Origin of the sequence: Streptomyces sp. NBC_00316 (assembly GCF_036158715.1) — a bacterium.
GTDB lineage: Bacteria > Actinomycetota > Actinomycetes > Streptomycetales > Streptomycetaceae > Streptomyces.
In genome coordinates, this window is the sequence record NZ_CP108023.1 from 4,206,666 (window position 1) to 4,230,274 (window position 23,609).

The 23,609-nt window shown below is 70.5% G+C and carries 22 protein-coding genes and 1 pseudogene; 13 read left to right on the forward strand and 10 right to left on the reverse strand.

The genetic code is table 11. The features are described from left to right. Positions 1-73: 73 nt before the first annotated feature. The 3 genes from OG878_RS18715 (at position 74) to OG878_RS18725 (ending at position 3,918) form a co-directional block, all read left to right on the forward strand. Complete coding sequence (locus OG878_RS18715; protein WP_328887844.1) at positions 74-850, forward strand: class I SAM-dependent methyltransferase; 777 nt, start codon at positions 74-76, stop codon at positions 848-850. Positions 851-1,094: 244 nt separating this feature from the next. Next, complete coding sequence (locus OG878_RS18720; protein ID WP_328887845.1) at positions 1,095-2,162, forward strand: C40 family peptidase; 1,068 nt, start codon at positions 1,095-1,097, stop codon at positions 2,160-2,162. Between the two features lie 436 nt (positions 2,163-2,598). Then, a complete protein-coding gene (locus OG878_RS18725) occupies positions 2,599-3,918 on the forward strand; it encodes a PP2C family protein-serine/threonine phosphatase (RefSeq protein ID WP_328887846.1) in 1,320 nt (439 codons plus the stop codon). Here the strand turns inward: OG878_RS18725 and OG878_RS18730 are convergent. The 3 genes from OG878_RS18730 to OG878_RS18740 all read right to left on the reverse strand — a co-directional run bounded on the left by OG878_RS18730 (position 3,900) and on the right by OG878_RS18740 (position 5,445). After that, positions 3,900-4,238 carry a DUF2516 family protein gene (locus OG878_RS18730; protein WP_277327549.1) on the reverse strand — a complete coding sequence of 113 codons (339 nt, stop codon included), beginning with the start codon at positions 4,236-4,238 and terminating at the stop codon, positions 3,900-3,902. The two genes, OG878_RS18725 and OG878_RS18730, sit on opposite strands and share 19 nt — an antisense overlap. A gap of 113 nt (positions 4,239-4,351) precedes the next feature. Continuing rightward, positions 4,352-4,978 (reverse strand): hypothetical protein, encoded by a 627-nt coding sequence (locus OG878_RS18735; RefSeq protein ID WP_328887847.1) that lies wholly within the window; start codon positions 4,976-4,978, stop codon positions 4,352-4,354. Between the two features lie 26 nt (positions 4,979-5,004). Next, entirely contained in the window at positions 5,005-5,445 is a 441-nt protein-coding gene (locus OG878_RS18740) for a helix-turn-helix domain-containing protein (protein WP_328887848.1), read from the reverse strand. Positions 5,446-5,857: 412 nt separating this feature from the next. On the opposite strand from OG878_RS18740, the gene OG878_RS18745 reads away from it, so the two are divergent. Both OG878_RS18745 and OG878_RS18750 read left to right on the forward strand, forming a co-directional pair. Then, on the forward strand, positions 5,858-6,511 hold the full coding sequence (locus OG878_RS18745; protein ID WP_328887849.1) for a class I SAM-dependent methyltransferase: 654 nt from the start codon (positions 5,858-5,860) through the stop codon (positions 6,509-6,511). 455 nt (positions 6,512-6,966) lie between these two features. Next, entirely contained in the window at positions 6,967-7,848 is an 882-nt protein-coding gene (locus tag OG878_RS18750; protein ID WP_328887850.1) for a GNAT family N-acetyltransferase, read from the forward strand. Between the two features lie 92 nt (positions 7,849-7,940). On the opposite strand, the gene OG878_RS18755 is transcribed toward OG878_RS18750, so the two are convergent. Further along, on the reverse strand, positions 7,941-8,933 hold the full coding sequence (locus OG878_RS18755; RefSeq protein ID WP_328887851.1) for an NAD(P)/FAD-dependent oxidoreductase: 993 nt from the start codon (positions 8,931-8,933) through the stop codon (positions 7,941-7,943). Positions 8,934-9,025: 92 nt separating this feature from the next. On the opposite strand from OG878_RS18755, the gene OG878_RS18760 reads away from it, so the two are divergent. Next, positions 9,026-9,622, forward strand: a complete 597-nt coding sequence (locus OG878_RS18760; protein ID WP_328887852.1) for a helix-turn-helix domain-containing protein — start codon at positions 9,026-9,028, stop codon at positions 9,620-9,622. A gap of 135 nt (positions 9,623-9,757) precedes the next feature. Then, complete coding sequence (locus OG878_RS18765) at positions 9,758-10,630, forward strand: class I SAM-dependent methyltransferase (RefSeq protein ID WP_328887853.1); 873 nt, start codon at positions 9,758-9,760, stop codon at positions 10,628-10,630. Positions 10,631-11,142: 512 nt separating this feature from the next. On the opposite strand, the gene OG878_RS18770 is transcribed toward OG878_RS18765, so the two are convergent. Further along, the gene (locus tag OG878_RS18770) at positions 11,143-12,087 is read right to left on the reverse strand and encodes an FG-GAP repeat domain-containing protein (RefSeq protein ID WP_328887854.1); all 945 of its coding nucleotides are present in this window, start codon (positions 12,085-12,087) and stop codon (positions 11,143-11,145) included. 409 nt (positions 12,088-12,496) lie between these two features. Here OG878_RS18770 and OG878_RS18775 point away from each other — a divergent pair, with 409 nt between their 5' ends. The 3 genes from OG878_RS18775 to OG878_RS18785 all read left to right on the forward strand — a co-directional run bounded on the left by OG878_RS18775 (position 12,497) and on the right by OG878_RS18785 (position 14,055). Then, the gene (locus tag OG878_RS18775; protein WP_328887855.1) at positions 12,497-13,090 is read left to right on the forward strand and encodes a DinB family protein; all 594 of its coding nucleotides are present in this window, start codon (positions 12,497-12,499) and stop codon (positions 13,088-13,090) included. 243 nt (positions 13,091-13,333) lie between these two features. Further along, a complete protein-coding gene (locus OG878_RS18780) occupies positions 13,334-13,759 on the forward strand; it encodes a hypothetical protein (protein WP_328887856.1) in 426 nt (141 codons plus the stop codon). Next, entirely contained in the window at positions 13,756-14,055 is a 300-nt protein-coding gene (locus OG878_RS18785; protein ID WP_328887857.1) for a transcriptional regulator, read from the forward strand. Before OG878_RS18780 ends, OG878_RS18785 begins: the two co-directional genes overlap by 4 nt. 487 nt (positions 14,056-14,542) lie before the next feature. Here OG878_RS18785 and OG878_RS18790 read toward each other — a convergent pair whose 3' ends face one another. From OG878_RS18790 to OG878_RS18800, 3 genes and pseudogenes are all read right to left on the reverse strand, one after another. Then, positions 14,543-15,283, reverse strand: a complete 741-nt coding sequence (locus tag OG878_RS18790) for a class I SAM-dependent methyltransferase (protein WP_328887858.1) — start codon at positions 15,281-15,283, stop codon at positions 14,543-14,545. Positions 15,284-15,350: 67 nt separating this feature from the next. Continuing rightward, positions 15,351-16,210, reverse strand: a pseudogene (locus OG878_RS18795) (class I SAM-dependent methyltransferase). Between the two features lie 173 nt (positions 16,211-16,383). Continuing rightward, positions 16,384-17,220, reverse strand: coding sequence for a carbon-nitrogen hydrolase family protein (locus tag OG878_RS18800; protein WP_328887859.1), 837 nt, complete (start codon positions 17,218-17,220; stop codon positions 16,384-16,386). 697 nt (positions 17,221-17,917) lie between these two features. On the opposite strand from OG878_RS18800, the gene OG878_RS18805 reads away from it, so the two are divergent. Next, positions 17,918-19,120 carry an IS110 family transposase gene (locus OG878_RS18805; protein WP_328887860.1) on the forward strand — a complete coding sequence of 401 codons (1,203 nt, stop codon included), beginning with the start codon at positions 17,918-17,920 and terminating at the stop codon, positions 19,118-19,120. Between the two features lie 45 nt (positions 19,121-19,165). Then, a complete protein-coding gene (locus OG878_RS18810) occupies positions 19,166-19,972 on the forward strand; it encodes an SGNH/GDSL hydrolase family protein (RefSeq protein WP_328887861.1) in 807 nt (268 codons plus the stop codon). Between the two features lie 275 nt (positions 19,973-20,247). Here the strand turns inward: OG878_RS18810 and OG878_RS18815 are convergent, their stop codons facing one another. Continuing rightward, complete coding sequence (locus tag OG878_RS18815) at positions 20,248-20,631, reverse strand: nuclear transport factor 2 family protein (RefSeq protein WP_328887862.1); 384 nt, start codon at positions 20,629-20,631, stop codon at positions 20,248-20,250. Between the two features lie 74 nt (positions 20,632-20,705). Then, on the reverse strand, positions 20,706-21,542 hold the full coding sequence (locus OG878_RS18820; protein WP_328887863.1) for a class I SAM-dependent methyltransferase: 837 nt from the start codon (positions 21,540-21,542) through the stop codon (positions 20,706-20,708). Between the two features lie 70 nt (positions 21,543-21,612). Between OG878_RS18820 and OG878_RS18825 the strand changes: the two genes are divergently transcribed. Next, positions 21,613-23,469 carry a S9 family peptidase gene (locus OG878_RS18825; protein WP_328887864.1) on the forward strand — a complete coding sequence of 619 codons (1,857 nt, stop codon included), beginning with the start codon at positions 21,613-21,615 and terminating at the stop codon, positions 23,467-23,469. Positions 23,470-23,609: the final 140 nt, after the last annotated feature.

Genomic DNA, 23,609 nt, shown 5'->3' on the forward strand with positions numbered 1-23,609 from the left:
CGGTACAGCCCGGCCACGGACCGCCCCGGCCCGCGGGGCCGCGGGGTGCGTCGGGCTCGTTAGGCTCGCTGTCATGCGCCCCATCGGCACCGCGACCCGCGGGACCACCAACCCGAACCGGCTCCGCCGCATGGACCGCTGGATCGCCGCCACCCACGGCCCCGCCCTGCGCCGCTCCGACACCCCCGTCGCGGTCGACCTCGGGTACGGCGCCGCCCCCTGGACCGCCGTCGAGCTGCTGCAACGCCTGCGCACGGCCGAACCGCGCACCGCGGTCGTCGGCATCGAGATCGACCCCGAGCGGGTCGCGGCGGCGAAGCCGTACGAGCGCGAGGGGCTCACCTTCGTCCACGGCGGCTTCGAGATCCCGCTGGCCGGCCGCCCCACCCTCATCCGGGCGGCGAACGTGCTGCGTCAGTACGACGAGGCCGAGGTCGCCGCGGTCTGGCAGCGGCTGTGCGCCCGGCTCGCCCCCGACGGACTGCTGGTGGAGGGCACCTGCGACGAGATCGGGCGACGGCATGTGTGGGTGGCACTCGGCCCGGAGGGGCCGCGCACGGTCACGTTCGCGACCCGCCTCGGCTCCCTGGAGCGCCCCTCCGATCTCGCGGAGCGCCTGCCCAAGGCGCTGATCCACCGCAATGTGCCGGGCGAACCGGTCCACGCGTTCCTTCGCGACTTCGACCGGGCGTGGGCGGCGGCGGCCCCGTACGCCTCACTGGGGGCGCGGCAACGCTGGATCACGGCGGTGCGCGCGCTGTCGGCCGACTGGCCGCTGACGGACGGGGTGCGGCGGTGGCGGCAGGGCGAGGTCACCGTGGCGTGGGCGGCGCTGCGGCCCGAGGCGTAGCCCGACAGGCACCGAGCGGTGACCGATCGGCCGTCCGGTGCCGGGTGGCGTGTGACCGTCCGGCCGACACGCCCTGAACAGGGTGAGGTTCACGCCCGGAACGGTGCGCCCGGGAACACGGGAGCGGCATCGTTCGTCCCAGATGGCGGGGAATGCCTCTGTTGCTTTTCGGTACGGCGTGGCACGATCGCGCCGTCGCCAAAAGTTACTGACGGTAAATCAGATTCACTCGGAGGGGGAGCCCATGAACCGACGCCACTGTGCCGCTGCCGCGATCACTCTGGTCTGCGCTCTGGCCGTGCTGACCGCGCCGGCCCAGGCCTTCGCCGCACCTGCCCCGCCCTCCCCCGCGCCCGGCTCCCCCGCAACTCCGCAGAAGAAGAGCCTCGAAGAGGTGCGCGAGGAGATCGACACCCTCTACCGGAAGGCCGGGGCGGCCACCGACGCGTACAACCTCGCCGAGGAACGGGCCCGGAAGCAGTCCAGCGAGATCGTCGGACTGGCGCGGGCGATCGTGGCGGGGCAGGCGAAGATCGCCGACCTCAAGAGCAGGGCGGGCGCCCAGGCCCGCGAGCAGTACCGCACCGGCGGACTGCCGCCGGGCACACAACTGATGCTCAGCAACGACCCGCAGCTGTTCCTGGACGGGCTGAACCGGGCCTGGCAGGGTCAGCAGGCCGCCAAGGGGGTCCTCGGCGAACTGACCAGGAGCCAGGCGGACTTGGAGATGTACACCAAGGACGCGAGCGCCAACTGGAAGAAGCTCGAGTCCAACCGGCTCAAGCAGGCCAAGGCCAAGAAGCAGATCAACGCGCAGATCGCCGCCGCGAAGAAGCTCGAGTCGAAGCTGGAGAAGGAGGAGCGGGCCCGCCTCCTCGAGCTGGAGCAGGAGGCGGAGTACAAGGCGCAGACCGCCTGGCTCGGCTCCGGCGCCCTCAAGGAGATCAACCGCGCGGCGAGCGCGAGCGGCAAGAAGGCGGTGGCCTTCGCGACGTCGCAGATCGGCAAGCCGTACGTATGGGGAGCCGAGGGCCCGGGATCGTACGACTGCTCGGGCCTGACGTCCCAGGCGTGGGCGGCGGCGGGACGGCCGATTCCCCGCACCTCGCAGGAGCAGTGGCGGCAGTTGCCGCACATCGCCGTCGAGGACATGCGCCCCGGTGACCTGATCATCTATCACGGTGACGCCAGCCATGTGGGGATGTACATCGGCGACGGCGCCATCGTGCACGCGCCGCGCCCGGGACGGAATGTGACGCTCGCGGGAGCGGGTTCGATGGAGATCCTCGGGGTGGTCCGCCCGGACAGGTGAGCGGACGGGTACGTCCTGTCCGCACGAACCGGGCCACGCAACCCCGGTCACGGCGGTCACGGCAGGTTCGCCCAGCGGCCCCTCCCGCACGTGTCCGGGGTCACGCCCGGTCGACCGCCGCGCGTGACCGGGACCACGCCCCGCCCGTCCGGTCCGCCCGCGTGACCGGGGCCACGCCGCCGGCCGGTCGCCCCGTGAGCCACGCCACCCGAACCCCCGCCGCCGGGGTGATGTTTGTCATGGCCGTCATCCCGCCCGTGGGCGGGCACATCTCGCCGGATCCGTGGTGGGACGCGGCTTATGGCTCTGCATATGCCGGTGGTCGAATGCCATTCGCCATTCCGTTCGCACGTCAGGTACCGCTATGGTCCCGGTCTGGCGGATCGTCGATCGTCGTTCCGCCGCGCCCTCGGGGGGAGGGAAGGAAACCGAACCGATGCCCGTACCCGTACCGCAGCAGCGCACCGCCCCCGCTGCGGAGGCCACCCGCGTCGCCCATCTCACCCTCCTGGTGATCGAGGACGACCCGGCGGGCACCTTCACCGTCCCCGAACTCCCGGCGGCGGCCGGCACCCGGGTCCGTATCCGTACCGCCCGCAATCTGACCGAGGCGGCACGGCTCCTCACGGACGACGTCGACTGCATCCTGCTGGACCTGGCCCTGCCGCCGGGCAGCGAGACGCGCGCCGGCGAGGGGGCCGAAGGGCCCGCCGAGCTCACCACGCTCACGCACGTCCTTCGCATGGCACCGCGCCACGCCGTCCTCGCACTCACCGCGGAGGACGACGCCGATCTGGCCGCTGAGGCGGTGCGCGTCGGCGCCCAGGACTATCTCTTCCGCGGCGAGCTCGACGGACGGCTGCTCACCCGCGCCATCCGCTACGCCGTCGAACGCAAACGCGCCGACGTCGCGCAGCACCAGCTGACCGAGTCGAAGCTGCGCGCCCAGGAGAACGCCCGGCTGGAACGCGGGCTGCTGCCCACGCCGCTGCTCCAGGGCTCGGAGCTGCGGTTCGCCGCGCGCTATCGCCCGGGCCGCAGCCGTGCGCTGCTCGGCGGGGACTTCTACGACACGGTCCGTACGCCCGACGGCACCGTCCACGCGATGATCGGCGACGTCTGCGGCCACGGCCCGGACGAGGCGGCGCTCGGCGTCGAACTGCGCATAGCGTGGCGGGCACTGACGCTGGCCGGACTCTGCGGCGACGAACTGCTCTCCACACTCCAGCAGGTCCTGGAGCACGAGCGGGAGAGCGAGGAGATCTTCGCGACGCTCTGCACCGTCGACATCACCCCCGACGGCCGGCGCGCCGGACTCTGCCTGGCAGGCCATCCCGCCCCGCTGATCACCCGGCAGGGTCGGGCGGCGCAGCTGCTCCCGTACGAGGACGGCGGCCCGGCCCTGGGCCTTCTGCCGCACGCGCGCTGGCCGCGCCGCCAGGTCGAACTCGGCGGCTCGTGGAGCCTGATGATGTACACGGACGGGCTGATCGAGGGCCGCGTCGGACCGGACGGAACCCAGCGGCTCGGCCAGGACGGCATGGTCGCGATGATCAACCGTCAGCTGGCGGAGGGGCTCAGCGGCGAGGCGCTGCTGGAGGCCGCGGTCACCGAGGTGCGCGAGCTGAACGGCGGCGAGCTGACGGACGACGTCGCGGTCCTGCTGCTCGACCGCGACCGGGGCCGGAGCTCATCGCTTCCGCGCCCCCGCCCCGGATCGGCGTCGGCCGCGAGCGCTCAGCGCCCGCCGTTGTAGGGACCGTACGGCCCGTCGCTGCTGGAACCACCGCGCCGGCCACCGCCGCCGCCCGAGACCGCCTTCAGCGCGGGCCGTACGTCCACCATGAAGACGATCGACGCAACCGCGCCGGCGAGCTGCAGGAACAGCATCGGCACGAAGAGGTTCACCGCAACGGTGATGCCGAGAATGATCAGCCAGAAGGACTTCTTCTGCTTGTCCGCGGCACGGTACGCGTCCTCGCGCGCCGTCGCGGCCAGGAACAGTGCCACCACGGCCAGGACCAGCATGACCAGGTAGAGCAACCAGATGAGTGTGCTGAACCCCGTGAGCAACATGGTGTGCACCGCCTAACAAGTGGATGAGCGCCTCGCCGCCAAGGTACCGGGACAACGAGCCGGCCACCCCGAAAGGTGCCCGCCCCGCGCCCCGGTACACACCGGCTGCGGCGCTACTTGGCGGTCGGCGGGGTGGTCTTCTTCGCCACGGGCTTGCGCACCGGCGCCTTCTTGGGCGTCGCCGCCGCGGAGCGGGGCTCCGCCTTGACCGTGTTCTTCGGCTCGCTCTTGGCGGCCGGCTCGGCCTTGGCGGCGGGCTGCGTCTTCGGCTTGGGCTGGGACTCCCGCCTCGGCTCGACGACGACGGCGATCTCGACGAGCTCGTCGGCGGACTCGCCGCGCCACGTCTTCACGGTCTGCTCGCCGCGCTCGGCGACCTTCTCGTACGTCTCCCGGGCCCGGACCGCGTACTCCGCGGCCACACCCAGGCTCCGCAGCGCCAGGTCCTGGGCGGACTCGCCGAGCTTCTTCAGATCGGTGTCCAGCGAACCGAGCACCTCGGTGACCTTCGCCTGCACGGTGGCCTGCGCCTCCTTGGCGTGCGTGGTCACCTTCTCCTGCACGGCACGCGGGTCGGCGTTGCGCACCGCCTCGAACCGCTCGGGCGCCTCGGCCCGCAACTGCTCGATCAGCGCCGGGACCTTCCGGGCCTGCTCGACGGCGAGATCGGCCGTACCGGCCGCGAAGTAGAGGGGGGTCGGGTCGGTGAGGGTCTTGCGCAGGTCATCGGTGATGGCCATGACTGTGGTCCTCCCGGATCATCAGCTCAGTTTGAGGGTGGTGAAGGCTTTGAAGCTGTATCGGCATCTGTGCCGTCGGCGCTGAGGCCGGATTCGTCACCGGCGTCCGCCGGGCCGGATTCGAACCCGTTCTCCTTGCGGAAGGAGTCGTAGATCTGCAGCAGCACGTTCTTCTGCCGCTCGTTTATGGACGGATCAGCCAGAATGACCGCCCGGGTCTCCAGCTCCTCCCGCTCCCGCTCATCCAGAATCCCGGCCCGCACATAGAGGGTCTCCGCGGAGATCCGCAGCGCCTTGGCCACCTGCTGCAGCACCTCGGCGCTCGGCTTGCGCAGCCCGCGTTCGATCTGGCTGAGATACGGGTTGGACACCCCGGCGGCATCGGCGAGCTGCCGCAGCGAGAGCTGCGCATTGCGGCGCTGCTCGCGCAGGTACTCACCGAGATTGCCGACGTTGAGTGATGCCATGACTCGATAGTGCGCCATCCGCGCTAACTATTGCAAGCACATGCTTGCAATAGTGTTCTAAATCACGGAGGGTGATCGATCGCGACCTTCTGTGTCCTGTCTCTGCGATGTGCAGGCAGTCCCGCTCTTCTGTAGGCACGTGCGGCTGGGCCCCGGTCGTGTGTGGGCAAGTTCTGGAGAGTTCCGGTCTTGTGCAGGTGCGGCGGTCGCGGCATTTCTACGGTCGAAGTGGCTGGACCGCTTCGCGCATCGAGCTGTCCATCGAATCCGCCGGACTCGAGGCACTCACGTGGCAGCTCAGTGAGGCCCGGGCACACTTGGCCGGATTTGAGTGAGACACGGCAGGACGGGTCACGGGATCCGAGATCATGCAGCGCGACCGCTGTTTCAGAGCGCGATGGAGGTATCCGCCATGTCCGACCTCGACAGCCAGACCGCCTACTGGGACGCCGCAGCGACGACCAAGACGTTCACGCATCCACTGCACCTGCCGTGGCTGGACGACGTCGACGGGCATGCCGTGATCCTGGACTACGGCTGCGGCTACGGCCGGACCATGCAAGCCCTCGCACAGCAGGGTTTCACCAACCTCTCCGGCGTCGACACCTCACCGGGGATGATCTCCCGGGCACGCGCCCTGCATCCCACGATGCACTTCGACGTACTGGACGCACCGCCGACGCTCGCCCATCCGGACGCAAGCCTCGACGTGGTCCTCCTCTTCGCGGTGCTGACCTGCATACCCGGCAACGACGCACAGCGACGGCTGCTCGGCGAGCTGAGCCGCGTTCTCAAACCGGACGGAATGCTCTACCTCAGCGACCTGCTGCTCCAGGACGACGAGCGCAATCGTGACCGCTATGCCGGCTTCGCGGAACGCTACGGCACCTACGGAGTGTTCGAGACCAGCGACGGCACAGTCTGCCGCCACCACCCGAGCGACCGGTTCACCTCCCTGCTTGCAGACTTCGAGATCGCCGACACCCGCCGAATCACCGTCGCCACCATGAACGGACACGAGTCGAAGGGAATCCAGATCCTGGCCCGTCGAGGACATCTCCGCTGAACTCCGGCTCCCCCGCCGGCACATGCCGAACCTCGCCCCCGCGGGACAGTCCCGGCCGGTCTGTGCAGGGACATGCTCCACACCAGGTCACCTGTCCGCACCGTTCGGCCGCGACCGACGGTGCCCTGTCCGACTCGGCCTGCGCTCGCACCCGGCGGCCATCCGATGACGGCCGGCCACGTGGGAGACGAGGTGCGTCCACGTCCGACGCAGGCGTACGGCGGTCATCCGGTGCCCTTCGAGTCCCGCCCGCTGCGCGCGGATGGGATCGACGCGCTGCTGGACCGGGCTGGACTCGCCCTCGCCGCGCGCCTGTCGGAAGAGCCGGCCGAAGGAGCGAAAAGGACGATCACCACCTTCCCGGCACAGAAGCCCGGGCAACGGCGGGGAAGCCCTGCGGTCTCGCCCTGGCGGAAAAACACGGGGCACACCCGCAGCATGGAGAATCCTGAAGCATGCGACCGGATGACTGGCACCTGACCGAAGACGTCGACGGCTTCCTCGCCCGAGCCGGAGACTTCCTGCGCGCGCGGCCCGGCCCGCACGTCATGCAGCTGACGTGGGCCGAGAGAGTGCGAACGCGTGGGGCGGACGCGTTCGGCACCAGAGCCCCCGTCTTCGGCGTGCTGGAGCACGCGGGCGAGGTCCGCGCCACCTTCTACCGCCTCTCGCCCCGTGGCTTCGGCCTCTCTCCACTCACGCCCGAGCAGGCCGACTCCCTCGCCGCCCGCCTGGCCGCCCTCGGGCACTCCCCTCTCTCCGTCAGCGCGGACCACGGCACCGCCACCGCTTTCGCGGAGGCCTGGCAGCGGCACACCGGGGCGACGCCGAAACTCCGCGACACACGGCTCCGTCTGTACCGTCTCGGCACGCTCACCCCACCGGAGCCGCTGCCGGCGGGCCGGGGCCGCGTCCTGGGCGAGCAGGACCTTGAGCAAGTCATGTTCTGGTGCGGCGAGTTCGCCAAGGCCGTCGGGGAAGCCGTCCCCATGGGCGCCGCCTCCTGGGCAAGCACGCGCTTCGCCGACAAGCGCTACACGCTCTGGGAGACCCCGGACGGTACTCCCGTCTCCATCGCGGGCATGAACCCGATGATCGGCGGCCAGATCCAGGTGGACATCGTCTACACCCCGGCCCACCTGCGCGGCCACGGCTACGCGGGCGCCGTTACGGCGGAGGTGAGCCGGGCCGCGCTGGCCGCGGGCGCGAGGGACGTCATCCTGTTCGCGGACCTGTCCAACCCCACCAGCAACGCCCTCTACCAGCGCCTCGGCTATCGCACACTCACCGACTGGGCGGTGTACGACTTCTCGTGCGCCGCACCGGAAGCCGGTTGACCCCGCACGACAGCACGACTCCTCGACGAAACACCCGGGCCGGGTCCGCGCCGCCCAGGAGCACCCCTGGAGGTGCGCCCGGCACCCACGCGTCAGCTGCCGTGCCGCGCGGCGGCGAGGGCCGCATCGGTGTCGACGGTGGCCAGGTCGGCATTGATGTGTGCGCCGGCCAGGGCGCCCGCAGCGGCGGAGGCGCCGACCTGGGCCATCGGGTCGGTGGCGTTGCCGGCCACCCATACGCCCCGGACCTGCGTGGTGCCGCCCGGGCCGGTGGCGAAGTGACGGCCCATGCCGCCCGGCAGGTCCTGCATCGGCAGGTTCAGACCGGCCAGGCCTTCGGTGCGGGCCTGCAGGCCGGTCGCCACCGCGAGAACGCGACGGGCCACGATCTGCCCGTCGGTCAGGCGCACACCCGCGATGTGGCCGTCCCCGGTGGACTCGACCGCTGCCACCGGGGTGTCGACGATGCGGATGTCGCGGGCGGCGAAGCGCGCACGGGTCTCCTCGTCCAGACCGGTGCCGCGGGTGAAGTAGACCAGGTCGTCGGTCAACTGCCGGAACAGCAGCGCGTGGTGGACGGAGGCCGGGCCCACGGCCAGGACCCCGATGGGTTCGTCGCGCACCTCCCAGCCGTGGCAGTACGGGCAGTGCACCACGGCGTGTCCCCAGTGCCGAGCCAGTCCGGGAACCTCAGGCAGTACGTCGCGAAGGCCGGTGGCGACCAGCAGCCGGCGCGCCTGCACGGCGCTGCCGTCGGCCAGCGTGACCGTGAAGCGCGGATCGCCCTCGGTGGAGGGGCCGGCCGGGACGGCGGAGATCACTTCGCCGACCACCACCTCGCCCCCGTAGCCCCGCACCTCCTCCCGCCCCCGGCGCAGCAGGTCCGTCGGCGCGACGCCCTCCAGGCCGAGCAGGCCGTGCACGCCCTCCGCGGGCGCGTTGCGGGGGGTGCCGCCATCGACCACGACGACGGAGCGGCGGGAGCGGGCGAGCATCAGCGCGCCGTTCAGACCCGCAGCTCCACCGCCGATCACCACAGCGTCGACGGTCTCGTCGGCCGTGTACGCAAAAGTCGTCACAGGCATGGCCGTACCTCTTCTCGCGGTGAGCAGGCCCGGGCGGGCCCTGGTCCGGCCACACTAAGCATCGCTTGCGCATAAGGCATAAGGTGTTGCTTATGACGCAAGACGATGGGGATCTCGACAGCCTGGTACGCAAAAGGGTCCGCGCGCTGCGCGTGGCGCAGGGCTGGTCCCTGGACGAACTGGCCACCCGCGCCCGGCTCAGCCCCTCCACGCTCAGCCGGATCGAGAACGGTCAGCGCCGCCTCGCTCTGGACCAGCTCGTCACCCTCGCGCGCGCCCTGGACACCACGCTCGACCAACTGGTCGAGACGGCCACGGACGATGTCATCTCCAGCCCGATGATCGACGCCGCCCACCAGCTGATGCGCTGGCCCATCAGGGCGGACCCGGGCATGACCGTCATGCGCCAGCGCATGACGAACCCACCGCCCGACAGCCCCGCACGCATGCGCGCCCACCCGGGCCGCGAATGGCTCGTCGTCCTCTCCGGCACCGCCGTCCTGCTCCTGGGCAACCGGCGCTTCCGCGTGGAGACCAACCAGGCCGCCGAGTTCCCCACGATGCTCCCGCACGCCATCGGCGCCGAAGGCGGGCCATGCGAAATCCTGGGCATCTTCGACCGCGACGCCCGCCGCGGCCACCAACGCAACGACGACAGCACCCGGGACGCGAGCAGCCCGCCGCGTTGATCCCAGCCCCACCGGATGGCTCTTCGCCGCCAAGGCCGCCGGCTCCTTGCGCGGACGGCAGGCCGAGCGGCCACCCTCTTGCTCTTCCGGGAAGCGACCGGGCCGCACGCTCGTGCTCCTCTTAGCGTGGGCGCCATGACACACACCTCCCCACACGCAGCGCACGACCACGGCGCCCACCCTGCCCACGAACCGGAGCACGACGCCGACGGCCAGGCGGAGATCCTCGACCTGGACGCCGAGGTGCTCGCCGAGCACATCGCCTCCATCACCGCATGGCTGCCCGTCAAGGCCGACCCCCGCCACATCGTGGATCTGGGCTGCGGAACCGGGGCCGGCACCCTCGCCCTGCTCAAGCGCTTCCCCAGGGCCGAGGTGACCGCCGTCGACACCTCGACCAGCCACCTGAACCGCCTGCGGCACAAGGCCGAGGCCGACGGTCTCGCCGATCGGGTGCGCACCGTTCAGGCCGACCTGGACGGGGCCTGGCCAGAGCTCGGCACGCCCGAGCTGGTGTGGGCATCAGCCTCCATGCACCACATGGCCGACCCCGACCGCACCCTGCGCCAAGTCCACGACACACTCGCCCCCTGCGGGTTGTTCGCCGTCGTCGAACTGGCGGGCTTCCCGCGCTTCCTGCCCGAGGACGCCCCGGCAAACCGTCCCGGACTCGAAGAGCGCTGCCACGCCGCACTCGACCGCCACCATGCCGAGCACATGCCCCACCGCGGCGCCGACTGGGGACCCAAGCTGACCGCTGCCGGCTTCACCGTCGAGGGCGAACGCCTCATCACCGTCAACCTGGGGCCGCCCCACACCGAGGCCGTCGGCCGCTACGCACTCAGCAGCCTGACCCGCGTGCGCGGCGGCGTCGCCCAGGCGCTGACAACCGAAGACCTCACCGCTCTCGACCAACTCCTCGACACCGACAGCCCCCACAGCATCCTGCGCCGCGACGACCTGACGGTACGCACCGAGCGCTCGGTGTGGGCCGCGCGCCGCACCTGAACACCGCAGTGCTGCGCGGCACATGACCGCCCGGACGGGGCCGTCGCCCTCGCGGTTCGCCGGCTCGGGTGAGTATCCAGGCGTGACCGACGAGACGGCGGAGCACTCCTCGGCCGGCGGGGGTCGAGCGGGCCGTCAAGACGATGCCGGCATCCGGGCCTTCGGCCGCCAGGCGATGAACCGGCGCTCCCGCAGTCGGACCGCCGCCCACCGGCGTCAGCCGGCCGAGGGTCCGGGCCCGGACCGATCACCGGGCTGTTCGCGTGCAGTCGTGCACTGCCGACAGCACGCAACGAGGTCCCGGGCCTTCGCCGCCGTTCTTCACAACAACTCTTGCCCCGAGGAGGTGTTGTCCGCGTGTCGCGGACGGCCCTGCCGCGGACCCGGCGGACACAAGCGTCCGCGTCCCGTCCGGGCGCACGACGCCTCACGCCCCGAGCGCCGGGGGCGGACGGAACGGGCCGTCCTCGAACCGGAGGAAGCGGCCCGTCCCGTCCTGTCGATACGTACTGCTACAGCAGGTTGTAGGCCTGGAACCCGTGGCCGATCTTGACGGGCTTCTGGTACACGGCCTGGGCGTCGCCCGTGCCCGAGTACCGGTACAGGTCACCGTTCGACCGGCGCGCGATCAGGTCCGTCTTGCCGTCGGAGTCGAGGTCACCGACCGACAGCAACCGGTCGTACACGTTCCAGCCGCCGCCGATCTTCGTGCGGGACTCGAAGGGGGCCTTGTAGTTGCCCGTGCCCTTGTAGAGCCACAGGACGCCGGACTTGTCCCGGGCAACGATGTCAGCCTTGCCGTCACCGGTCAGATCACCCTGGCCGGCAAGCTGGTCGTACTGGCCCCAGCCTCCGCCGATACGTATGCGCGAGGTGAGTGTGCCGTCCGGGTACGCGAGATACCCCCACAGAACACCGGCCTTGTCGAGGCCTATGAGGTCGGCCTCCTGGGCTCCGCCGAGGTTGCCGGGGGAGAGGAGGGTGGGGTAGATGTTCCAGCCCTTGCCGACCTGCGCACTGTGGTACCCGAGGTCGTCGTCGATCCAGCTGTACTGCAGGGTCCCGTTCTTGTAGGCGAACCAGGTGCCGTCGCTCCACCCGTCCTTGTCGTTGTCGACATCGATCACGTCGGCGAAGGCTTCGAAGGTGACCCCCACGTCCTCCTGGGGCTTGAAGCCGCCCTGGCCGTCCGTGAAGTACATGTACAGCTCGTTGGTCTGCTTGCGAACGGCGTTCATGGCGAAGCTGGGTGTTTCCACCGGAGCGGCAGCCGCGCGGGCGCTCGGCCTCGGGCTCTGCGCGTCTCGGGCCTGCTGCTCGACCCCGGAACGCGCCTGGCCGGCCCCGGCCGGGCCGCCGGAGGCGAAGGCCGTACCGGCCGTGGCCGCCATCGCGACGGTGACGGCGGTGGCGGCGAGCGCGCCCCGAAGCGCACGCCGACGTCGGGTGATGATCACTGGGATTCCCCCTACGATTTGCTCAACGGCACTGTGCCGTATGCGATGAGAAGCCTCTCATGGGGTCTCACAAGACTCATCAGAGTTCATCGTCTCTTCCATCACAATGACACTCGGCGAGACAAGGGCACTCGGCGAGCCCACGCCCGTCCGGACCCTGAGGAGCAGCGACCTCGGCCACGGGCGTTCAGCCCAGGGCCCGGGTCTGCGCGCCCGTACCGACGTCGCGGCCACCGGCGAGCACGCGCAGACCGTTCAGCTCAACATGGACCGGACCTTCCCCGTACCTGCCGATCTTGCCCTGTTCTCCAGCGATTTGGGCCGGCTCACTCACCACGCCGGTCGATCCGGTCCGCCGCGAACGGCGAAAAGGCGTGGGCAAGGATCGCCCGAGCGGCAGACTGCCCCCATGACCGCATCGGATGCCAAGGCCGACCTTCACTTCTACCTGCAGTCCGCCCGCGACGCCCTCCTGTGGAAGCTCGAAGGACTCTCCGAGTACGACATCCGCCGCCCGCTGACACCCACCGGCACCAACCTTCTGGGCCTGGTGAAGCACGTGGCCGGCGTGGAACTGGGTTACCTCGGCGACACCTTCGGACGGCCGTCCGGCGAGCCGCTGCCCTGGCTCGAGAACGATGCCGAGCCCAACGCGGACATGTGGGCCACCGCCGACGAGTCACGCGAGTACGTCGTGGAGCTCTACCGCCGGGCCTGGGCGTACGCAGACGCAACGATCGACGCGCTGGCGCTGGACACGATCGGCAAGGTGCCGTGGTGGCCGAGCGGCAAGAACGAGGTGACGCTGCATCATGCCGTGGTGCGGGTGATCGCCGACACGCACCGGCACGCCGGGCACGCCGATATCCTCCGTGAACTCATGGACGGTGCCGTGGGGATGAACAAGGGGAACGACAGCATGCCGACGGACGACCCGGCGTGGTGGGAGAACCATCGAAGCCGGCTGGAGCGTACGGCGCGGGAAGCCGACCGAGACGTATGACTTCGGGCCGGACCGCGTGGGACCACACCCTGCATCCACTCTCACGGGGCCGTATCGACTGAGGAGCGGTCCGACCTGGACTCTTCGTTCCTGACCGAAGCGGGTGGCTGGAGCGCCGCGGTGACCACCCAGCCGCGGCCGCTGATGGGGCTGCCGGGGCAGTCGGTACGGGGCTGCCGGAGACGCAACGGACAGTACTTTCCTGGAAGTGAGCTGTTGAAAATCAGGAAAGTGCATGCCAGGATGGCAACTGTGGACGCCGAAGAAGCACGACACGATCTCGAGCAGGCCCGCCTGTCCTACCGGTCCTCCGTCGAACCCCAGTTGCCGGCATGGGCGCCGCCCACCTGCGGTTTCCTCCTGGGCGCCGCCATAGCGCTGGGCGGATTCAGCCCCTCACCCCACTGGTTGAAGGCACTGACCATCGGCGGGGCCGTCCTCCTCGCTCTGGCGGCCGACCAGATCCTGACCCGTATCCGGGCCCGGCAGGGCATCACCGGCCTGCGCGGTCCCGCACGTGAGACACGCCGCCGCACCATCAACTCCTGTGTACTCATCCTGATCTGCGCGCTGGCCGTCAGCCCGGACCTTCGGTGGATCTGGGGCGGGCTGGGCCTGGCCGTATTCCTCTACACCTGGTTCATGCTGCACAAGCAGGTCCGCGCATGACGGCCGAGCTGAACGATGCGTTTCGAACCGTCACCCGCATCCGGATTGCAGCCTTCCTCTCCGGCTGCGACGAGGCGGAATTCCGCGCCGTCCAGGAGTACTGCGACCTCTCGCCCTCGAACCTCTCCAAGAACGTCTCCGCCTTCGCGGACCTGGGCTACGTCTCGGTGCGCAGAGGGTACGTCGGCAAGACGCCCCGGACATGGCTCGCACTCACCGATGACGGGCGAAGCGCCCTGATCGGTCACATGGCCGCCCTGCAGGAAATCGCCGACAGTGCGGCCCGTCACGCCTGAGCGGTGAGGGCGAAGCATCGCCACCACCACTGCCGCCCAGCGGTGCGGTCTCCGGAAGAGACAGCACCCCGCCGAGACGAGGTCGACTGATCAGCACCTGATGTCGTAGGTCGTGGCCGACGCCACGAACGACCCGATGATCACGGAGATCTCGACCGGACCGGGCACCTCGCCCAGCGCGTCGGAGCTGAACTCGTCGGCGTCGGCGCAAAGCGGCGTAACCGGCGATGAGCTTCTCGGATGCTGTGGCGCGCCGAACCCCGGCCACCCAGGTCCGCTCGCCGGCCGGACGGCAACGACCGTCCGGGTCTCGCACTGGTACGGCTCGAACGGGCGGTGGTGTCGGCATGTCCGCCGACCGGGCCACGCACTCACTGGGCGAAGGAGCTCGCATCCCATCCGGGCACACGACAGCTCACGCCCGGTGACCCGGCGGCGCGATGCACGGCCATGACCGGTGACGCGCTCGCCGGCACCCCGCCGGACCTCAGACGTGGCCGGTCTCCGGACGTCGCGCGAGGAAGACGAACTCCCTGCCCGGCCGGTCGGGCGCGTCACGGACGTCCTCCACCTCGTACCCCTGCGCGACCAGCTCCGCCTCGACCTCCTGCCGCTCGCGGAATCGCAACGTCGAATCCGACGTCAGCACCTGCCCATCCGCGGCGAACACGTAGGTCGAGCGGAATGTCACCAGCGGCCCGGTCACCTCGATCAACTGGTACCAGCTCTCGACGGAACCGACACCGGGGATCTCCGTCACGCCATACGAGGCCTCGCGGTTCCACTCCTCCCAGGCACGCCTGGCCGGATCCCGGGTCTCGAACACCAGACGTCCGCCGGGCCGCAGCGCTTCGTACGCACCCCTCAGGGTCTTCCGCCATGCCTGCGGATCGACGATTTGCTGGGCGACGTTCGCGGTCATGGTCGCGAGGTCGACCCGCAGTGGCGGGAGCGCTGTCGCATCACCGCAGATCCATCGCACCCGGTCGCTGCCCGGTTTGGCCCGGGCCACGTCGATGGACGCCCCGGCGGGGTCGACGCCGACGACCTCGATCCCGCGATCCGCCAGCAGGAGCGCGAACACACCTGTCCCGCAACCGATGTCCAGTACCCGGCGCGCCCCGAACTCCTTCGCCATCAGGGCGTACACGTCGAGGTCGCTGCGATCGGAGTCGAGCGGGTCGTAGATCGCGGCGAGCCGCGGATGCCCGAAACACTCGTCAGTCATGTGGTCGAACCTATGGTGAGGGGGACTCATCGACCACTCGATTTCGCTGCTCGCCCCGGACAGGACTTCAGCGAACCTGCCCGGTCCCTGCAGGAGCCCGGCGCCAGACGAAGACCTCGGTGCTCGGGACGCGTTCGGAGAACCGGCCCGACGGGGAGGCCTCCCGCAGGAGACCACGCAGCTCCGCCTCGAAGGCGTCACGGCGCGCGCCGAAAAGGTGCGGAGCCGAGATGGACATCGAGAACACCACGCGACGACGTCGTCACACGTGCGTTCCAGCGGCTGCCCGCCGGGAACCACACGGCGCTCAGGACCGGAGAATCCCGCCCGGACGAGCACCTCCGCCTCACCGTCGGGTGCGCCGTGCCGAAGCACTCCCCGGCCGGCCCGGCGGACCGGTCCCAGGTAGTGCCTGACCAGCTCCGCCATCACCTCATAGGGCACCGCCGGATACGGAAGACCGTCGACGGCTCGGGGCTCCGACTTCACGTCCGAGATGTGCACCAGCGCCCCGCTGGGCGCGAGCATGTCCCGGACGGTTGCCGCCACCAGCTCTCGATCCATCCAGTGGAACGACTGGCCGAAGGTCGCGACGGTGAACTCCCCAAGCCCTGCGGGCAGATCCTCGGCCCGGGCCTGCACCCAGTGCGCCTTCCCGGCCACTCCTGCCTCGGCGGCCCCGCGGCCGGCTTCCGCAATCATGCCGCTGTCCGGGTCGACGCCGACGATCTCGCTGAACAAGTACGCCAGGCCGAGGGCCAGGACGCCGGGTCCACAGCCCACATCGATCAGACGTCCCCGGCCGTCGAGCGCCAGAGCCTCGGCGAGCGTGTCCGCGAGCCCGGGTGCATACGGGAGCCGCCCGCGCTCGTAATACGGGGCCGCACCCGAGAACAGTGTGTCGTCCCACTCCCAGCCCGAAGGCATATCCACCCGCCGCCCTTCTCACGCGGTTTTCTGCCGTCCGCGGTGCCGGACCCTTCACCCTGGTGCACTGCCTTCCGCCTTCAGGGGTTCTGCACCGCATCGAAGGTCGCGACACCGGGATGCCGGGTACGCAGAGCCGGTGAAGACCGGCTCCCTGCCGACCTGGGCGCGAGTCAGCTCAGCCGGTGCAGGGCACGCGGGTATGTGCCGGTGTCGATCAGGTCGCGCAGCATGGGTTCACTGTCGCGAGCGGCGATCAGTGTCTGCGGGTCGAGATCGGCGGTGATCAGCTCGCGCCGGTCCGGGCCCGCCTCGGCGTGGGGCCGTCCGTCCGGGCCCCAGATGGCGCTGGCCCCGCAGGTGTTCCAGCCGCCGGTGGTGCCGATGTGGTTGGCCAGGACCGCATAGCAGGTGTTGTCCAGGGCCCGCGCCGGGAACCAGGTGCGTGACTCGTGGTAGCCGTTGCCGACACTGAACAGCGCGCCGACGACGTAGGCGTGGCAGCCGTCCAGCGCCGCTGCCCGGGCGTGTTCGGGGAAGCCGGAGTCGTAGCAGATCCCCAGACCCAGGCGCCAGCCGTCGAGTTCGAGGGTGCACCCGGCCGCGCCTTCGCGGTAGACCTCCCGTTCCGCCTTGAACAGGTTCTGCTTGTCGTAACGGGTGACGAGTCCCCCGCTCGCCCCGACCACCAGCGCCGAGACATACAGATCGCCCCGGTCGTGGAAGGCCGCTCCGACGACGGCGACCGTGCCGGTCTCCCGGCAGACGTCGGCGATCGGGGCCAGGCGCGGGTCGTCGGGTTGCACGGCGCACCGCTCGGGCTCGGCCCGGATGAGATCGGGCTCGTAACCACTGAGGAACTTCTCCGGGAAGACCACCAGCCGGGCCCCGGCCCGAGCGGACTCCTGGACCATGGCGGCCACGGTGGCCACGTTGGCCTCGATGTCGCCGGCCACCGCCTGGGCCTGGGCGGCGGCGATCCGGATCGGGTGCGAGGGAAGCGGGTACACGTGGCGCCGATCTGCACGTTCTGTCGTGGATCTCCAGACTACCGCTGCCCGTCCCGGGCGCTCCCGTGTGGTCCCGGGTGATCGAGCGCTGTCAGGTCGGGTCGCCTCCATGCAGCCGCCCGGGTTCCGGACAGTACGCCGATGGCGTCCGCCCCTCCCTGACCACGGACCCATGACGGACAGCGGCCGCCCCACGGGCGACGTAGGGGGGCGAACCGCTCGGCCGTACCGGCGGGGGCGCACCCGACCCCTTGCCGACGGGACCATCGCGATCGTCATTTCCCTTGATTTCAGGGGCAGTTGAAGGTTTATCTACGCGCGGAGCTCTACCTACCGAACGATCATTCGGGCATACCGGGCGAGTTCCTGCACGGCTATTACCGGCCGGTACCCATGGCTGCTAGAAACGTGCTCGCTCACTCAGCCCCCCACCCCCGTTATGTTCTTCGCGGTCCTGCAAGAGGGCCACTGGCCTCCGGGCCCGGCATGACTGTGTCCCCCTGTCGAGCGATGACCTGGGGGGTGGTGTCACCGGGCCCGAGAGGCGCCGTTGGAGACGCTGATGAGAGGTCCGACTACCGCCTGGCCGGGTGCAATGCCCGGCCGTTTGCGGGCGGCAGGTCTGCATAACGTGGATGCGCGCGTACGGCGCCAACGCCTTGGCCAGCACCGCACGAACCCCGCTCGGGAGGATGGGTTGTACGACATCGGTGACGTGGGCGTTTTCCTCGGCCTGGACGTCGGCAAGAGTGCCCACCACGGCCACGGGCTGACCCCGGCCGGCAAGAAGGTCTTCGATAAGCAACTGCCCAACAGCGAGCCGAAACTGCGGGCCGTGTTTGACAAGCTGGCCGCAAAGTTCGGCACCGTGCTGGTGATCGTGGACCAGCCCGCCTCGATCGGAGCCTTGCCCCTGACCGTGGCCCGGGACGCCGGCTGCAAGGTCGCCTATCTGCCCGGCCTGGCGATGCGGCGCATCGCCGACCTCTACCCGGGCGAGGCCAAGACCGACGCCAAGGATGCGGCGGTGATCGCGGACGCCGCCCGCACCATGCCACACACCCTGCGCTCGCTGGAGCTGACCGACGAGATCACCGCCGAGCTCACGGTCCTCGTCGGCTTCGACCAGGACCTCGCGGCCGAGGCCACCCGCACCAGCAATCGCATACGCGGCCTGCTCACCCAGTTCCACCCCAGCCTCGAACGTGTCCTTGGCCCCCGCCTCGACCACCAGGCGGTCACCTGGCTCCTCGAGCGATACGGCTCTCCGGCCGCACTGCGGAAAGCCGGTCGCCACAGGCTCGTTGAAGTGATCCGACCCAAGGCCCCGCGCATGGCCGCCCGGTTAATCGACGAGGTCTTCGACGCGCTCGACGAGCAGACCGTCGTGGTGCCCGGGACCGGCACCCTGGATGTCGTGGTGCCGTCCCTGGCCCGCTCGCTCGCGGCCGTCCACGACCAGCGCCGGGCTCTGGAAGCCCAGATCCGGGCCCTGCTGGAGGCACACCCTCTTTCCACGGTCCTGACCTCGATGCCAGGGGTCGCTGTCAGGACCGCCGCCGTCCTGCTGGTCACCGTCGGCGACGGCACCAGCTTCCCCAGCGCCGCCCACCTCGCCTCCTACGCCGGACTCGCCCCCACGACGAAGTCGTCGGGGACCTCGATCCACGGCGAACACGCACCCAGAGGCGGAAACCGGCAGCTCAAACGGGCCATGTTCCTCTCAGCCTTCGCCGCCCTGCACGATCCCGCCTCCCGCACCTACTACGACCGATGCCGGGCCCGCGGCAAGACCCATACCCAGGCCCTCCTCCGCCTCGCCCGGCATCGCATCAGCGTGCTGTTCGCGATGCTCCGCGATGGCACCTTCTACGAACCCCGAACCCCACGCCTCGCTTGACGAAAGACATAGAGGCACCCCCCACAATTCGGAGGGCTGACAGCCATGTCAGTACGAAGACTCTGGGCGTCCGCATCCACTCTGGTCCTCGCGGCCGTGGCCGCGCTGGGCATGGCCCAGCCGGCCTCGGCCGCCTCCACGGCCGCCGCCGGCGGGTACGTCGCTCTCGGCGACTCCTACTCGTCCGGCGTCGGTTCCGGAAGCTACCTCTCCGACAGCGGCGACTGCCATCGGAGCACCAAGGCCTACCCGTACCTGTGGGCCGCCCAGAACTCACCGTCCTCCTTCGCCTTCGTCGCCTGCTCGGGTGCCACGACGAGTTCGGTGGCGAGCGGTCAGCTGGGTGCGCTGAGTTCGTCCACCACCCTGGTCAGCGTCACCGCGGGCGGCAATGACGTCGGCTTCGCCGATGTCATGGAGGACTGCGTCCTCTACAGCGAGGCAACCTGCGTGAGCAGCGTGAACGCGGCCGTCTCCCAAATGCAGAACGCGCTGCCGTCCCGGCTCGGTTCGCTCTACGGCTCCATCCGCTCACGCGCCCCGCAGGCGCGTGTGGTGGTGCTCGGATACCCGCGCTTCTACCGGCTGGACGGGAACTGCATCGCCGGGCTCTCCGAGACCGAGCGCTCTGCCATCAACAACGCGTCGAACGTGCTGAACGGCGTCATCTCCCAGCAGGCGGCCGGCGCCGGGTTCACATTCTCCAGCGTGGTCGACGAGTTCACCGGGCACGAGCTGTGCTCCGGTGACGCGTGGCTCAACAGCGTGACCCTCCCCGTCTACGAGTCGTACCACCCCAAGGCCGCAGGGCAGTCGGGCGGCTACCTGCCCGCTTTCCGCTCGGTCGCGTAACCGGGTCGGGCAGCTCGCCGGCAGGGCACGCACAACGGCACACACCGTTGTGCGGCGGTACGTGAATGCGGCGGGCACCGGGAAGTCTCCGGTGGCTCGCCGCATCTCCGTCACCCGGTCGGTGCGCACGGGCATGCCCTGAGGGCTGTCCCACGGGTCCGCCGCACCTGTGGCGAGGCCGTGATGAGCACCCTCCCCGCCGCCGTCCGCGCCCCGGCCGGGACCGTCCCCGTACCGAGCCCCCGGCAGCCCCTCGGCACCACTCGGCCCAGTACTCAGTAGCGCTCGACGAGATGCTCCCGGCCTGCCGGGGGTTCGTACGGCTCCGGCCAGAAGTCCGTGATCTCCACGATCCGGCCCTGTTCGTCGCCGGTGAAGAAGTGGATCGCGGGCAACTCCTCCGGGCCGACGGCGAACAGCGTCCGGACGGCCACCTGCCGGCCGTCCCGGTCGGCCACGATCCGCTCGACACGGACCCGCCAGTCCCCCGGATACTCCCGGTTGAACTGGAGATACCGCTCTCTTCCGCGGATCCGCTCGCGGGTCTGCGGAAGGTCGTACAGCACGTCCTCGACGAGCGTCGTCGCGAAAGTGGCCCAGTCACGTTTGTCGGCCGCGGTCCAGTACGTCTCCACCGTGGCGCGCAGATCGGCAGTCATGCTCCGAGTCTGGACCCGGCCACTGACAATCGGCCCACGCCGGCCGGAGGGCCGGGGAACGGCCGGCCCACCGGTCAGCCTGTGAGCGGCCTCGACGCCTTGATCGAGTACATCAGCGGAGTCCTGGGCCGGTCGGCGGGGAAGCGGTAGAAACCGTCCCCATGCCGCTCCAGCACCGTGAACCGCGCGAAGAGCGAGACGTCGTGCTCGTGCAGGAACTCGATCCGCAGTCCGGTGGCGGCCAGCGCCGACACCACGTCGCCGACCGGGTGCTGCCACTCGACGCTGCGGTTGTGGACGGTCGGCGCGTCGAAGTCCGCATACGTTCCCGGCGTCTCGTCCACCCACGCGTCACGGCTGAAGTAGTCGTGCTCGACCGTCGAGCCGGTCGAGTCGTCGAGGCAGTCGGTGAGCGGATGGAACTCCGCAAGGTAGAGGAAGCCGCCGGGCGCGACGAGCGAGGCGGCGGTCTCGGCCCAGCGGCGGGTGTCCGGCAGCCAGTTCAGGGCGCCGACTCCCGTGTAGACGACGTCGTACGAGGAGTCCGGGACGGCCCCCGGCGCGTCGTACACATCGGCGGCGACGAACGCCGCCCGGTCCGGGGTGAACCCGAGATCGCGGGCCAGCGACCGGGCGGTCTCGACGGCCGGCTCGGAGAAGTCGAGACCGACGACGTTCGCCGCGCCGTGTCGCGCCCAGGAAAGGGTGTCGAGCCCTATGTGGCACTGCAGATGCAGCAGCGACTTTCCTGTGACGTCGCCGACCTCCGCGAGCTCGAAGGGGCGCAGGGCGTCCTTGCCCGCACGGAAGGAGTCGAGGTCGTAGAAGTCGCTCGCCGTGTGGATGGGCACGCGCTCGTCCCAGCGCGCGCGGTTGGCCTCGCGCCAGTCGTCAGGGGTCGGGGAGTGCATCCGGGAAGGTTATCCACAGGCTGCGGACGACGCGATCGAATTGTCGTGCCTCCGGCGCAGAATGGGGGGCATGACTGAGATCACTGGCTCGACGACCGATTCCGTACCGGCGCGGACGACCGGCTCCGTGCCGGAGTGGGAGCAGCGCTTCCGGGCGCCCCGGGTGTCGCTTCCCGACTGGGCGGAGGACGCACCGGACCGCGCGCTGTTCGTCTCCAACGCGACGGGGACGTACGAGTTGTACGCGTGGGACCGGGCGACCGGGGAGCAGCGGCAGGTCACCGACCGGCCGAACGGGACGACGGACGGGGTGCTGACACCGGACGGCGAGGCGATCTGGTGGTTCAACGACACCGACGGCGACGAGTTCGGGGTGTGGATGCGCCAGCCGTTCCACGGCCGTGGAAGCGGTGAGGGGAGCACAGGGACGGAGGACGAGCCGGCGGCTCCCGGGCTCGAGGCCTCGTATCCGGCGGGACTCGCGATCGGCCGGGACGGGACGGCGGTGGTCGGCCGGTCGACCGACGAGGACGGGACGACGATCCACGTCGTACGGCCCGGGGCCCCGCCCGTCGAGATCTACCGGCACCGCGAGTCCGCGGGCGTCGGCGATCTGTCGTACGACGGGACGCTGATCGCCCTGGAGCACACCGAGCACGGCGACGCGATGCATTCGGCACTGCGCGTGGTGCGGCCGGACGGGTCGACGGTCGCCGAGCTCGACGACACGAAGGGCGGTACGCAGGAGCTCGGTCTGACGGTGCTGGGCTTCGCACCGGTCGCCGGGGACACGCGGCTGCTGGTCGGGCATCAGCGGCGGGGCCGCTGGGAGCCGATGATCTGGGACCCGGTGGCGGGGACGGAGACGGACCTCGCGATCGATCTGCCCGGTGATGTGGGCGCCGAGTGGTATCCGGACGGCTCCGCGCTGCTGATCGTGCACGGCTTCGAGGCCCGCAGTGACATGTGGCGGTACGAGCCGGGGGCCGGCAGCGCCCCGGTCCGGGTGGAGACACCGGCCGGATCGGTGTCGGGTGCCACGGCCCGGCCGGACGGCGCGGTGGAGTACCTGTGGTCGTCGGCCGCCCAGCCGCCGGTCGTGCGGTCCACGACGGGTGCGGTGGTGCTGGATCCGCCGGGTGCGAAGGCTCCGGCGTCGGTGCCGGTGGAGGACGTGTGGGTGGACGGGCCCGGCGGCCGGATCCATGCGCTCGTGCAGCGGCCCGCCGCCCCGGCCGACGGCCCGTTCCCGACCGTGTTCGAGATCCATGGCGGCCCGACCTGGCACGACAGTGATGCGTTCGCGTCCGGGCCGGCCGCCTGGGTGGACCACGGCTATGCGGTCGTCCGCGTCAACTACCGCGGCTCGACGGGGTACGGGCGGGCCTGGACGGACGCACTCAAGCACCGGGTCGGCCTGATCGAGCTGGAGGACATCGCGGCGGTCCGGGAGTGGGCGGTGAAGTCCGGGCTCGCCGACCCGGAGAAGCTGATCCTGGCCGGGGGCTCGTGGGGCGGCTATCTGACGCTGCTCGGTCTCGGTACGCAGCCGGACGACTGGGCGCTGGGCCTGGCCGCGGTGCCGGTCGCGGACTACGTCACGGCCTACCACGACGAGATGGAGGCCCTGAAGGCCATGGACCGGACGCTGCTGGGCGGTACGCCGGAGGAGGTGCCGGAGCGGTTCGAGGCCTCGTCGCCCCTGACGTACGTCGACGCCGTGCGGGCGCCGGTCTACATTTCGGCGGGCGTCAACGACCCGCGCTGCCCGATCCGCCAGGTCGAGAACTATGTGGACCGGCTGAAGGACCGGCAGGCCGTCCACGAGGTGTACCGGTACGACGCGGGGCACGGCTCGCTCGTCGTCGAGGAGCGGATCAAGCAGGTGCGGCTGGAGCTGGACTTCGCCCGGCGGCACCTCGGGTAACGGCCGTCCCGGTGGCCGGGGTGCGTGGCACCGGGTCGGCCTGCGCAGGCCTGATACGCGGGAAGGCAGGTCCGGGGAAGGTGGCGCCGGCCGCCGGGAATCCCGGCTCCGGCGGCCCCCGCTCCGGGTTTGCGGAGCAG